Genomic DNA, 12,231 nt, shown 5'->3' with positions numbered 1-12,231 from the left:
TGTAATGAAAAAATATCTTTTGCTTACGGTGCTGGTGATGACTCTTGCGGCCATTGGCTGCCGTTTTGGCCAGCCTGTGGGCACCTTTGCCTATGACTTCCCCTCGGCTGAAGCCAGCAAGAATATCTCTGAAAAAAAGATGCACGATGCCATCGTCAAAGCCTGCGCTGATACAGGCTGGCGCGTTTCTGAACCTTCTTCCAACACTATTGAAGCCACAATCATGGTGCGCAACAAGCACACTGTGGTGGTTTCCATCCCATATACGGCCACACATTACAGCATCAACTACAAGGCCAGCACCAACATGGAATACAAGGCCAAGAGCGATGGCAGCGCTGTTATCCACCCCAATTACAACAAGTGGGTCGGCATTCTTGACCAAAGCATCCGCCGGAATGTGGCGAGCAGTGAATACTGATTTGCAGCAGTCCCTTACGGCCTTTGTGCCGCACCGTGCCCCCATGCTTCTTCTGAGCGGGCTTGAAAGCTTTAGCTCCGAAGAAGCGCGGGCAACGGCGGCAGTGCGGGATGATAATCCCTTTCTGCGGCCTGACGGTAAACTTGAGCGCGTGGCCTATGCGGAAATCATGGCGCAGTGCTTTGCCGCCGGGGCCGGGGCAAGCCTGCTTGCTGCAGGTGAAGCCTGCGCGGGCTGGGGCTACCTTGCCGCCCTGCGCGATGTGACCGTGCATGCCGACGCGCATGTGGGGCAGTGCCTGGAGGTTCTAGTGCGCGTCTCAGCCAGACTTGGCGAAATTGCGGTTGTTGACGGCGAGGTGCATGCAGAGGGACAGCTGCTGGCCACCGGGCAGTTCAAGATATTTATGCCGGAGGAAACGGCCTGATGCGTTCATCTGTGGGTCTGTTGCTCTTGGCTGGGTTTATTATGGCTTTTACCGTGCTGTCCACTTTTGCGGTTGCGCAGGAGCAGCCGCTTGCAAGCGCCGAGGCTCTGCTGGATGCTGCCGCAAAGCAAAGTGCTGGCATTGCCAGCCTGAGCGCTGATTTTGTGCAGGAAAAATCCATGGCCGTTTTGGCCCGCCCCATGACCTCGCAAGGCTATTTTTGCCTGCGCCGTGGCGCCAATGCTGCCAATGCCCCGGCGCGTGCCGCCAGTAGGGATGACAAGGGCTTTGAAACCGCCGACAGCCTGCTTTGGGCGTATACTCGTCCTCTTGCCTCTGGCTTCATTTACAAGAATGGAAAGGGCGCTCTGTGGGAAGGCTCACCGGAAGCAACGCGCCCTGCCAATGAGCGGGAATCCACTGTTATTACAGCGATAATCCGGAATGTTCTGGACTGGATCAGCATTGACCCTGCGGCTCTGCGCGCCACCTACAGGCTTGAGCGCCCGCAGGCCGACAAACCCATGCTGCTGCTGTATCCCCTTCGTCAGTCTTTTTTTGCAAGCATTGAAGTAACCTTCGCCGATGATCTCAGAAGTGTACGCCAGTTGACCTTTGCGGAACGTAACGGCGATACGGTGCGTATTGCCTTTAAACAAACTCGGGTCAACGAGGCCTTGCCAGCGCCCTGCGCCGTGCTTGAGGTAGCGGGGAGCGGTGGTCAGTAGGCCTATGGGCAAGCCTTTTATTGTCAGGCTTCATTGCTGGTTACGCTCGCACAAGATTCTGGGATTCAGCCTGGTTCTTGTTTGTTGGGCGGTTTTTGCCTTGCTGGCTGCCCGAATACAGCCAGATTCCAGCAGTTTGGCCTTTTTTCCCGATGATGCGCCGCAGGTGCGCCGCATGGCCAAAGCCCTGGATGTTTCCCCGGCTTCTGGCCTGCTGTTTATTGATCTTACCACAGAGCGCCAGGGCGGAAAGTATGCGCTTGCAAGCGCTGCCGATGCCATCGTGGGCGATCTGCCGCCGGATATGGCTGAAAGGGTGGGGGCCGTGGGCATGCCCGATGCCCAGGCTCTCATGGCTCTGTTGCCCTATTTTATGGATGATGCCACGTTGGGCCAACTGCAACAGGCAGCCGATGCCTCGCAGATTGATGTTGCCGTGCGCTCGGCTCACGACAATCTGAACAGCCTCCTTGCCGCTGGCCCTGCCCAGGAATGGCTGCGGGCTGATCCACTGGGTTTGCGCCGATTTGTGCTTTCGCGCCTGCCAGCAGAACATGCCGGAGCCATGCCCGATCCTGTGTTGGGCTATCCGGTAAGCGCGGACGGTAAACACCTGTTGCTGGTGTTGCGACCAGCCCATTCCCTGCACGATGTCAGCGCCGCCGCTCAGTTGATGGACGCCATTTATGCCGCCATGCAAAAAAACCTCGCGCCGGATATGCAGGGCCTTGTGGTGGGCGGGCACAGGCACAGCGCCGTCAATTCGCAGGTTATCCAGCGCGATGTGACCAATATCGTCTTTTTTTCCATGCTGGGGTTTGTGCTGGTGTACGCCTTGCTGGTGCGCTCGCGTGGCGCGCTGTGGCTTATGCTGGTGCCTGCGTTTGCCGCCAGCTTTGCCTTGGGCGGCATGACCCTGCTCTCGCCAGCACTCTCCGGGTTGGCCCTGGGTTTCGGCGCGTCCGTACTTGGCGTGGCGGAAGACTACGCCGTGCATATGCATTTTGCCCTGCGCAGCGGCGACTCAACTGAGAGTGTACTGGAGCATATCACGCCGCCCCTGTTTCAGGGATATCTGGTCAATGCTTCCGGCTTTGCCGTATTGTTGCTTTCGGGCATTCCGGCGGTGCGGCAGCTGGCCCTCTTTGCCCTGCTGACCTTGAGCGCGGGCTTTGCGCTGGCTGTTGTTGTGCTCCCTGTGTGCCCCTGGTTCAATACGCCGCCCCTGCCTGTGCGCAAGGAAAATACAGCGCCGCGTCAGCCTGTGCCCCTGCGTGTTTTTGCCAGTGTTTTTGGATTATTGCTGTTGTGCTACGCCTTGTTTTCTCTTGTGCGCGTGGATGTTTCGCCCCGCACCATGGGGGCGGATATGGCGCAATTGCAGCAGGATGGCGAGAAGCTCAAGTCCATTTGGGGATCGCGCGACAGCGACATCCTCGTGGTTGAAGGCCCGACATCGGACGCCGCCCTTGCCAATGGCCGCGCCGTAGCGCAGGCCCTGCGTGTTTTGGAACCGGAAAACAATATCGGCACCCTTACCGATGTGTGGCCTTCGCCAGAACAGGCGCAGGCCAACGTGCAACGGTGGGAAGCCTTTGCAAAGGCGGAAGGGCCGCGTGTTCAGGCGCTTTTGACCTCTGCGGCGCAGCGTTATGGATTCACCGCTAACGCCTTTGCCCCCTTTGCGCAGTTGCTTGAACGCCCGGTGGCGCAATTTGACCCTGCAGTGCTGCGCGCCGCAGGCCTTGGCGAAATGGTAGACGTCTTTTTGCATGCGCCGCAGGCTGATGACCACACAGCTCGGCTTTTGCTCTTTACCGACAAAAAAGCGGATGTGAGCCGTCTGGAGCCTGCCCTCGCCGCGCAAACCATTGCGCTGGCCCCCGGCGAGCTTGAAACAACGCTGTTGCAGCAGCTTGCCATGGAAAAACGGCTTGTGCCCCTGGCCTGGATGGCCTGCCTGGCGCTTCTGTTTTTATACTTCCGCGATGCGCGGCGAACCTTGCTTGCATCTTTGCCACCGTTGTGTTCCGTTGCTTGTATACTTGCGTGGATGTCCATCACCAGCCACCCCCTGACATTGGCGGGCATGGCGGCAATGCCGCTGGTGCTTGGCCTTGCGGCAGATCACGGTATTGTGGTCACGCACGATCTTGTCAGCGGGGTGAAAATGGGTGTGGAACGTGCTGTTGTGGTGTCTTCGCTCACCACGTTTACAGGCATGGGGCTGTTGGCCCTTGCGCAACACCCGGCCCTTAAAGCTATGGGTGAAGTTATTTTCTGGGGATTGATTGTGGAGGTTCCTGTGGCCTTGTGGTTTTTGCCCAGACTCTGCCGGGTGCAAGGAAAACAGGCATGAAGGCCGTGCGCTACCTAGGCTTGCTGCTGCTTCTGGGGCTTGTTGCCGCTTGCGGTGCGCAAAAGCGCACAATGCAGTTGCCGCCGCTTCAGGCAAGCCAGCAGAGCGATTCGCTTGTGGCGCAGTTTGGCGCGCGGCTGACCCTTGCCGGGCAGAGCGCGCCTGTGCAGGGCGAAGTGCAAATGACTGAATCCGGCGGGAGTCTGGCGCTTATTCTGCCACATGGCAGAACTTTGGGCGTCTGCACGTACAGCCCGGATGTTGCGTTAGACAGTGAGCCAAAGGGTGCAACAAGTGCGCAGTCTGTAAAAATGCAATGCATCCCGGCGGAAGGTATGGGCAGGGAGGCCGCCAGCCTGCTTGTTCGCGCTGGTGTGGCCGTATACAGAATATTGCCAGCTCTCGGTCAGGATCCGGCGCTGACGAACCTTGAGGGCAAAGGCTGGAAGGCTCGGTTCAGCCCGACTGCGGATGGCTTGAATGGCGTGTACAGTGAGCAGGATGGAATGACCATCGACATGTATTTTGTGGAGATTTCGCATTTATGAGCGTGATGCGTGATGCCGTGCTGCATGCGGCCAGCCAGTTGGAACATTCGCCAGAGCAGGGCGCGTGGCGGCAGAGCTTTTGTTTTGCGGCAGACAGTGCGGTATTTGCCGGGCATTTTCCGGGGCATCCTGTGTTGCCCGCTGTCGTTCAGGTGCTCATGGTTCAGGCTGCACTTGAAGCAATGGGGCAATCCGCAGATCTGGCATGTGTGCCGCAGGCCAAATTTCTTGCGCCGCTTGGGCCGGATGTGGATATTTTGCTGACCCTGAGCAAGGGACGGCGTGAGGGGCGCTGGGAATGCACCCTGCACAGCGGTGAAACGCTGGCAGCCCGCATACAGGTGGAGGTTGCCGCCCCATGAGCCTGCACCGCGCTTCACGTCCTCGCCGTCGCAGCGCGCCGGAGGTGCCTTCTCTCTGCGTCAGCGTTCAGCGCACGGTGCGCTTTGAAGAGGTGGACGCCGTGCGCTTCATGTGGCATGGCCGCTATGCCAGCTGGCTTGAGGATGGCCGGGAGGCCATGGGCCGTGCCTATGGTATCAGCTATCTCGATTTTCGTGATAATGGCGTTGTTGTACCGCTCAAGCTTTTTCATCTGGATTTTCACCACCCGCTGCTCTACGGCCAGGCATACACCATCCACGCGGAGCTGTTCTGGAATGAGGCTGCAGTGCTGGATTTTGAATACCGCATTGAAGATGCGGCAGGCCTTGTGACCACCACCGCCAGCACAACCCAGCTCATGCTCGATCTGGATGGCAAACTGCTTATGGAGCCGCCACTCTTTTACCGTGAATTCTGCGCCCAGTGGCGTCAGGGCAAGGTCGTATGCCGCCAGTAATCGCCGTGGTCATTCCGGTGTACAACCACCGTGAAAGCCTGCGCGATGTGGTGCAGCGCGCCCAGAACCAGTGCAGCACGGTCATTGTGGTGGACGATGGCTCCACAGATGGCAGTGCTGACAGCCTGGAAGGCCTGCCCATCACGCTTGTGCGTCTGCCCCGCAACGGCGGCAAGGGCGCGGCCCTGCTGGCTGGCGCGGCGGAAGCCGCACGGCTTGGCGCAACGTACATGATTACGCTGGATGCCGATGGGCAGCACTACCCGGAGGATATCCCCTTTTTTTTGCAGGCCATTGCGCAGCACCCCGGCGCAATTATTGTAGGCTGCCGCGATTTCAACGTGCCGCACGTACCAGGCTCGTCCCGTTTTGGCAGGGCGTTTTCCGCCTTCTGGATGCGCGTGCAGACAGGGGAGCGGGTGCGCGACATGCAGAGCGGCTTCCGCGCCTATCCCTTGCGTGTGCTGGATTGCCTGAAATTCACGGAGCCGGGCTACGCCTTTGAGGTTGAAGTGCTGGTGCGCGCCGCATGGGCCGGATTTGACGTGCGCGAAATTGACATTCGGGTGTATTATCCGCCGAGGGAAGAGCGCGTTTCGCATTTCAAGGCGCTCAAGGACAATATCCGTATTTCTCTGCTGAACACGCGGCTGACCATTCGCGCTCTTGTGCCTGTGCCTTTTCGGCAGCACAGCGTGGACGGGCAGGGCCGCATATCCTTGCTGCGCCCCATGGATTCCCTGCGCCGCCTGCTTGCAGACAGGGCCACACCGTGGCAATTGGGGCGTTCCGCTGCTGTTGCCATAGCTGTTTCCACACTGCCTTTGCCGGGTTTGCAGAGCATTCTGCTCCTGTTGTGCATTGGCTGGCTGCGGTTGAACAGGCTTTGCGCGCTGGCAATGATCCCGCTCACGTGGCCCCCATTTGTGCCGGGCCTTGGGGTTTTGCTTGGTTACAGGCTGCGCAATGGCAGATGGCTGACGGAATTTTCTGTGCAGACCCTCGGCTATGAAGCTCCCCAGCGCATACTCGACTGGTTTGTGGGCGCGCTTGTTCTTGCCCCTCTGCTTGGTCTGCTGGCAGGGGCCGTAGTGGCCGCGCTGGCCTATCTTGCGGCGCGCGGCATGACGCGCATGCGGCAGGGGGGCGGCAAAGGGAGCGACCTTGCAGACTAAACGCCCCATAACAGCTGTGCTTGGCTCCCGACTTCAATACGGTTTTTTTGAGGTTCTGGTGCGTTGCAGGATGGTCTTTGCAGCGCGAATGGTACTGGCCTTTGTTGTTCTGTACTATGCCATGCTGCCCCATGTGCGCCAGCGCTGCGCGGCCTATATTGGCCGCCGCTTCCCCCGCGCCGGAGCCTGGAGCAGGTTTGTGCATGCCTACCGCCTGTATCTGAATTTCGGGCAGGTGCTGCTGGACAGGATGATTGCCGGGGTCACAGGGCGGTTTCCTTTTTGCGAAACTGACCAGTATGTGCGGCAGCGATTTGCAGAGGCAGGGGCCAACCCGTATGGCTGCATTGTGCTGACGGCCCACATTGGCGCATGGCAGGTGGGGATTGCGGGGCTGGAGCAGTTTGACCGCCCGGTGAACGTGGTGCAGTTGCACAATCCTGAGGATCAGGGCAAACACTACTTCCAGCACGGCAGGGGCAGGCCTTTCAAGATCATTGATTCGGCGGACCCTGTGGGTTCCATGGTCGAGGCTGCGGCAGCGCTGCGGCGCGGCGAGGTTGTCTGCCTCATGGGCGACAGGTTGCACGGCACGCGGCAATCCGGGCAGGGCGTTGAGGTCATGTTTATGGGGGGGAGCATCCGCATCCCTGCCAGCGCCTATGCACTGGCTTCCATTACGGGGGCGGAACTGCTCATACTCTTTACCGTGCGGGAAAAAGGCGTCACCAGAGTTTTTATGGCGGAGCGGCTGGCGGTGTCCGCTGGTTTGCCGCGCCGTGATGTTTCTGTTTTTCAGCCGTATGCGCAACAGTTTGCCGCAGCAATGGAAACCGTTGTGGAACGGCACCCGTACCAGTTCTTTAATTTTTACGATATGTGGTCGCAATGATGACAAAAAACGAAATGGAAGCCGCCCTGAAAGCGGCGATTATTGATGGCCTGCGCCTTGAAGACGTTACCGTGGAAGACATTGATTCCTCGGCCCCGCTGTTTGGGGATTCCGGCCTGATGCTGGACTCGCTGGACGCGGTGGAGCTTGTGGTCGTGGTTGAAAAGCACTTTGGCGTCGCCATTGCTGATGCCGAGGAAGCCCGCAAGGCCTTTACCTCAGTGAGCGGCCTTGCAGACTTTATATGCGCCCGCAAAGCGCAGGCGTGAGAAAAGCAATGCAGCACGGTTCAGGCGTTGTTGTAACAGGCATGGCCTGTCTGTGCGCGGCGGGTGACAGCCCGGCTGCGGTTCTGGATGGCCTGCAAAGCGGGCGGGGCGGATTTATTGCGGCTAGTGTGCTGGACAGCCGGGCCTTGCCATATCCGTTTTTCGGGCTTGCTGCAAAGCACTTTCCCGGCGGGCGCAAGCATTCCGCGCAGGATACCCTCACGCTCGCAAGGGCCGTGTGCTATAGCGCGCTGGCCGAGGCAGCGCTGCCCCAGCATCTGTTGCTTGCGGCGGGCATTGTGCTTGGCACAACCGCCGGGAGCGCATCGCATTTTCTGGAGTCTTACGCCGCCAGCCGTGGAACCACGCCAGAGCAGGTTGCGGAATCAGCATCATCTGTATGCTCCTGCGCACAGGGGGCTGACCGTGACGACTACTTTAGCGCCAATCTTGCGCTGGAGATGGACGTGGAGGCCCACGGGCCGCGCCTGACCGTTACCGACGCCTGCACATCCGGCGCGGACGCCATTGGGCTTGCAATGGATCTCATCACCACAGGCCAGTGCCAGTGCGTGCTCTGCGGCGGTGCCGATGCCCTGAGCCTCGTACCGCATACGGGTTTTGCGCGGTTGATGATATATTCCGACCAGCCGTGCCGCCCCTTTGACCGCGACCGCAAAGGCCTGAATCTTGGCGAAGGCGCAGCCGCGCTGGTGCTTGAAAGCGTTGAGCATGCCCGCAAACGCAATGCCGCCGTGCTCGGGCATGTGCTGGGCTACGGCAACGCCTCAGACGCGCATCATTTTACCGCGCCGCATCCAGAAGGGCGGGGGCTGGCATTTGCCATTGGCTCGGCTCTGGATCAGGCAGGCCTCACAGCGGCGGATATGGCCTTTGTGAACGCGCATGGTACGTCTACCCGTGAGAACGACAAGGTTGAAGGGCGGCTTTTGCGCACCCTGCTGCCGGGAGTGCCCGTATGGGCCAGCAAGGGCGGCACGGGGCACACCCTTGGGGCCGCTGGCGCGCTGGAAGCAGTGTTGACGCTCGCGGCCCTGCGCAATGGCACGATTCCGGCATCGCCGGGGTTTTACACTATTGACCCTGAAATAGGTTTTGCGCCCACGCAGAGCGCCCTTGCGGCATCTTCTCCATTTGCGCTTTCAACCTCGCTGGGTTTTGGCGGCGGCAATGCCGCTCTGGTTCTGGGGAGGGTAAAGCCATGAGCAGTGCTGCGCTTTCTGTGACGGGAACCGGGCTTGTGCACAGCATTGGCGGCAAGGATGCCTTTGCAGCCATACAGCAAGGGCAAGCGCCTGCCATATCTGCCCCCGATATTTCTTCTCTCGCGGCATTGTTGCCGGGCGTGTCGCTGCGCCGCATTCCCCGCTATGCGCGTATGGCGCTTCTGGCCTGCGTGCAGGCTCTGGATGCGGCGGGCTGGCGGCAAAAAGATGTGCTGCACCGTACAGCTCTTGTTTTTGGCACGGCCTACAGCAGCTCACAGATGAGCATGGATTTCATGGATTCAATTCTGGATAACGGTCCGCATCTTTCCTCACCAACGGCCTTTTCGCATGCCGTCAACAATATGGGCGCGGGCCTGCTCAGCCTGCTGCTTGGCATTGAGGGGCCGTGTTTTACCATTTCGCAGTTTGAGCTTTCTTTTGCCGGTGCCGTAAGCACTGCGGCAGCCCTGCTGGGTGCGGGGCGGGCCGAGAGGGTGCTGCTGTGCGCGGTGGACGAAACCGACAGCCGTTTTTCCCGCTGCTGCCCGGAATATTTAAGCAGCAAGCACCCCCAGACAGAAGGGGCCGTTGCCCTGTGTCTGGGCAGGCAAGCTGCCGGTGCGCCCTCGCTGCAAGTGCGGTGGGGGCAAGAGCCGGAGGGGGGCGGCCCTGTCTTTGCCTCGGGTGCTGCTTCCGGGCCGGGCTGGGTAACTCATGAACATCTGTACGGTCATGGGCCGCTGGCCCACGCACTGGACGTGATGCTGGCCTTGAACATGCCGCAGACGGCCAGGGCCGAAGCTGTTAACTGCGTCTGCGCTGCTGCTGCAAGCGGCAGACAGGCATTTATCGAAGTGCGGGGTGCGTAATGGAGTCCTGGCCGCTTGAGCGGATTGCAATTCTTGATTTCAGGGCTGTTACGGCGATTGTGCAATCCGTGGCGCAGGCAGAATTGAGCCAGCGCAATCCCCTGAGCTTTGAGTCGCGCGCACCGCACGAGTTTGCATCCATGCGGTGGGAAGCGCTTGGGCTTGATGCAGCTGCGCTGGAAAATATGGCGCAGCGGTGCAATGCCATGTTTCACACTACTTCGGCAGCGCCAGAAATTAGCGGGCTGTGCGGCGATTTTTCGCAACAGGTTTTGCAGCAGTGGGAAAATAGCGACCGCTCGCTCACGTTTTTTACTTCCGGCTCAACAGGCAAGCCCAAGCCTTGCACGCATAAGGAAAGCCACATCCGGCAGGAAGTGACCAGTCTGGCCCCTATTGTGGCGGACAGAACCTCGGCGCTGATCACCGTCCCCATGCATCACATGTATGGCTTTACGTTTGGCTTGCTGCTGCCCCTGAGCCTCGGGGTTCCTATCCGCAGTGTGCCGCCTTTGCCAACAATGGTTGAGGCGCAGATGCGCCCCGGCGATCTTGTTATCAGCATACCGCTGTTGCTGTCGCGCCTTGTGGATATGCGGGGATGGCAGGTCTCCAGCTCTGAAGCGGGGCAGGGGATTACCCTGCTGACTGGCACTTCGCCCACGCCGCCTGAGGTGATGTATGCGTTGGAGCGGCAGGGCTTTCGTGTGCTGGAGTTTTTTGGCTCGTCAGAGATGGGTGTGGTTTGCGGCCGCTTTGAGCCGGAAGCCGATTATGAACTGTTGCCTCATGTGGCGCGGGGGGAAGGGGTGCACGGCAACGCATTGGTGCGCTGCCTTCCGGATGGCGTGGTGCAGCACTACCCGCTGATGGATAACGTAACCTGGACTGGCCAGCGGCACTTGCGACCGGGCGCGCGCATCGACAAAGCCGTGCAGGTGGGCGGCATCAATGTGTTTCCCCAGTATGTGGCCTCGGTCATCGAGCGCCACGAAGGGGTTAAGCAGTGCCTAGTGCGGCTGATGCGGCAGGACGAGGGCTACAGACTCAAAGCCTTTGTGGTGCCGCAGCAGGGTTATGACGTGTCAGCCCTGCACAAGGATCTGATTCTGCATGCCCGCCGTGAACTGAGCGACGTACAACGCCCCGGTGCCTATAGCTTTGGGCCGGATATCCCGCGTGGCCCGCTGGGCAAGCCCATGGATTGGTAGGGACGGCCCCAAGATGTCACTGAATGATATTGGGTACGGACTGTAAAAAAATAACAGTAAGTACAATGATGAAGAAATTCTGGGAAACGAAAAGTGGCTTATACGTCTTATTCAGATCGTATAAGCCACTTTAATTTGTGGGGGTTGGTGGAGGCGGGGGGAGTTGAACCCCCGTCCGAGAACTGTCCACACGAAGCATCTACAGGTTTATGTCAGGTATTAATTTCACCGTGGTGGTAGCCCCTGACCGGGCGCCTCACGGCAATCTCGCCGGTAAACTCCTCGCGGAAAACCCCGGTAAGAGCCAGTTTCCGCCAGCCTGATAAGTGTCGCCATTCAGGGTTATCAGACATGGCCCAGAATGACGTGACCGCCTAGGCGATCGTTGCCTCGCTGTTTTTAGGCAGCGTAAGCGTAGTCGTAATCGTTGTTGGCAATTACTTTTGTTGCCGCTTTTTACGAGGCCAGCGGCGCCTCGACCTGCCGCTAAGGCTTCCACGTCCCCGTCGAAACCAGTGCGCCCCCATTTGGTCAAGCATTACAATAAGTCGCTTGTTCGACTTTGGCAAGCTCTATCGAATGTAGAAATGCGAGAGCGGGCCCTTAAGGCACATATGGTAGTGCCCAAGCAGGGGATTGGCGTCTTCAACCTGATCGATAATATCGTTATGGATCTGGGTTGCCAGTTCTACACCGTGCGAGAGCATGGCCACCTGGGCCATCTGCTTGAAGCTCTTTTGCAAATCCGGCTTGCGCGTGATGATGTCACACAGCAGGTTGGCGTCGTTGTCGTTGCCTTCAACCACCAGGGTTCCCTCTGGCGAAACATACACATGCAGGCGGTCTTCGGGCCGGAGGTGGCGTTCTTCAAGCTGGGTGTTCAGCATGTCCATAAAGGCTTCCTGAAGCGAATCAAGCCGTGCTTCAAGCGCCGTAACAAGCCCTTCGCCATCCTTTGCCAGACATCTCAAAGTCCTGGCCGATGCTTCGTCCAGGCCCGAAAGCGGTTGCCCCGCAATCTGCCCGTGCCGAACATGCGAGGCGGCTTCGGGAGCGCCAGTTTGCATATGGAGCATGGCGCTTATGCAATTATTATTTTCGTTAGTCACATGCTCCCCCTGTGGCTATGGTCAAATTTGCCTTTTCGTTATCTGGGGAAGGTATTAGCAAGATAAGTGCCAGTTCTCATTGCAGGCCTGAAAAAGGGCAAAAAGTTTAGAAAAAGTCAAAAAATTGTCAGAAAGATGCGTAGATACTGGCCG

Annotated in this window: 14 protein-coding genes and 1 other RNA gene; 13 read left to right on the top strand and 2 right to left on the bottom strand. The window is 59.0% G+C overall.

All coding sequences use genetic code 11. The features are described 5' to 3' along the window. Nucleotides 1-4 precede the first annotated feature (4 nt). The 13 genes from JMF94_RS06435 (at nt 5) to JMF94_RS06375 (ending at nt 10,969) form a co-directional block, all read left to right on the top strand. Nucleotides 5-421 (top strand): hypothetical protein, encoded by a 417-nt coding sequence (locus JMF94_RS06435; protein ID WP_240824346.1) that lies wholly within the window; start codon nt 5-7, stop codon nt 419-421. Continuing rightward, the gene (locus JMF94_RS06430) at nt 411-848 is read left to right on the top strand and encodes a hypothetical protein (RefSeq protein WP_240824345.1); all 438 of its coding nucleotides are present in this window, start codon (nt 411-413) and stop codon (nt 846-848) included. Before JMF94_RS06435 ends, JMF94_RS06430 begins: the two co-directional genes overlap by 11 nt. Further along, complete coding sequence (locus JMF94_RS06425) at nt 848-1,576, top strand: outer membrane lipoprotein carrier protein LolA (protein WP_240824344.1); 729 nt, start codon at nt 848-850, stop codon at nt 1,574-1,576. The genes JMF94_RS06430 and JMF94_RS06425 overlap by 1 nt, the downstream gene beginning before the upstream one ends. 136 nt (nt 1,577-1,712) lie before the next feature. Next, nucleotides 1,713-3,935, top strand: coding sequence for a hypothetical protein (locus tag JMF94_RS06420; protein ID WP_240824343.1), 2,223 nt, complete (start codon nt 1,713-1,715; stop codon nt 3,933-3,935). Beyond that, nucleotides 3,932-4,483 (top strand): hypothetical protein, encoded by a 552-nt coding sequence (locus tag JMF94_RS06415; RefSeq protein ID WP_240824342.1) that lies wholly within the window; start codon nt 3,932-3,934, stop codon nt 4,481-4,483. The genes JMF94_RS06420 and JMF94_RS06415 overlap by 4 nt, the downstream gene beginning before the upstream one ends. Next, nucleotides 4,480-4,845 (top strand): hypothetical protein, encoded by a 366-nt coding sequence (locus JMF94_RS06410; RefSeq protein ID WP_240824341.1) that lies wholly within the window; start codon nt 4,480-4,482, stop codon nt 4,843-4,845. Before JMF94_RS06415 ends, JMF94_RS06410 begins: the two co-directional genes overlap by 4 nt. Beyond that, nucleotides 4,842-5,324, top strand: coding sequence for an acyl-CoA thioesterase (locus JMF94_RS06405; RefSeq protein WP_240824340.1), 483 nt, complete (start codon nt 4,842-4,844; stop codon nt 5,322-5,324). Before JMF94_RS06410 ends, JMF94_RS06405 begins: the two co-directional genes overlap by 4 nt. Continuing rightward, on the top strand, nt 5,312-6,499 hold the full coding sequence (locus JMF94_RS06400; RefSeq protein WP_240824339.1) for a DUF2062 domain-containing protein: 1,188 nt from the start codon (nt 5,312-5,314) through the stop codon (nt 6,497-6,499). The genes JMF94_RS06405 and JMF94_RS06400 overlap by 13 nt, the downstream gene beginning before the upstream one ends. Next, nucleotides 6,489-7,391, top strand: coding sequence for a lysophospholipid acyltransferase family protein (locus JMF94_RS06395; protein ID WP_240824338.1), 903 nt, complete (start codon nt 6,489-6,491; stop codon nt 7,389-7,391). The genes JMF94_RS06400 and JMF94_RS06395 overlap by 11 nt, the downstream gene beginning before the upstream one ends. A 14-nt stretch (nt 7,392-7,405) precedes the next feature. Next, the gene (locus JMF94_RS06390; RefSeq protein ID WP_240824576.1) at nt 7,406-7,660 is read left to right on the top strand and encodes a phosphopantetheine-binding protein; all 255 of its coding nucleotides are present in this window, start codon (nt 7,406-7,408) and stop codon (nt 7,658-7,660) included. An 8-nt stretch (nt 7,661-7,668) separates the two neighbouring features. Beyond that, nucleotides 7,669-8,886, top strand: a complete 1,218-nt coding sequence (locus JMF94_RS06385; RefSeq protein WP_240824337.1) for a beta-ketoacyl-[acyl-carrier-protein] synthase family protein — start codon at nt 7,669-7,671, stop codon at nt 8,884-8,886. Then, nucleotides 8,883-9,758 (top strand): beta-ketoacyl synthase chain length factor, encoded by an 876-nt coding sequence (locus JMF94_RS06380; RefSeq protein WP_240824336.1) that lies wholly within the window; start codon nt 8,883-8,885, stop codon nt 9,756-9,758. The genes JMF94_RS06385 and JMF94_RS06380 overlap by 4 nt, the downstream gene beginning before the upstream one ends. Further along, nucleotides 9,758-10,969, top strand: coding sequence for an AMP-binding protein (locus tag JMF94_RS06375; RefSeq protein ID WP_240824335.1), 1,212 nt, complete (start codon nt 9,758-9,760; stop codon nt 10,967-10,969). Before JMF94_RS06380 ends, JMF94_RS06375 begins: the two co-directional genes overlap by 1 nt. Nucleotides 10,970-11,114: 145 nt before the next feature. Here JMF94_RS06375 and ssrA read toward each other — a convergent pair. Next, nucleotides 11,115-11,494, bottom strand: a transfer-messenger RNA (tmRNA) gene (gene ssrA / locus JMF94_RS06370). 47 nt (nt 11,495-11,541) lie between these two features. Continuing rightward, complete coding sequence (locus tag JMF94_RS06365; RefSeq protein ID WP_240824334.1) at nt 11,542-12,078, bottom strand: hypothetical protein; 537 nt, start codon at nt 12,076-12,078, stop codon at nt 11,542-11,544. Nucleotides 12,079-12,231 lie beyond the last annotated feature (153 nt).

Source organism: Desulfovibrio sp. UIB00, from assembly GCF_022508225.1.
In the GTDB taxonomy this organism is placed as follows: Bacteria; Desulfobacterota; Desulfovibrionia; order Desulfovibrionales; family Desulfovibrionaceae; genus Desulfovibrio.
Note: the sequence above shows the minus strand (reverse complement) of the source record. Positions and strands in the feature narration are given on the sequence as shown.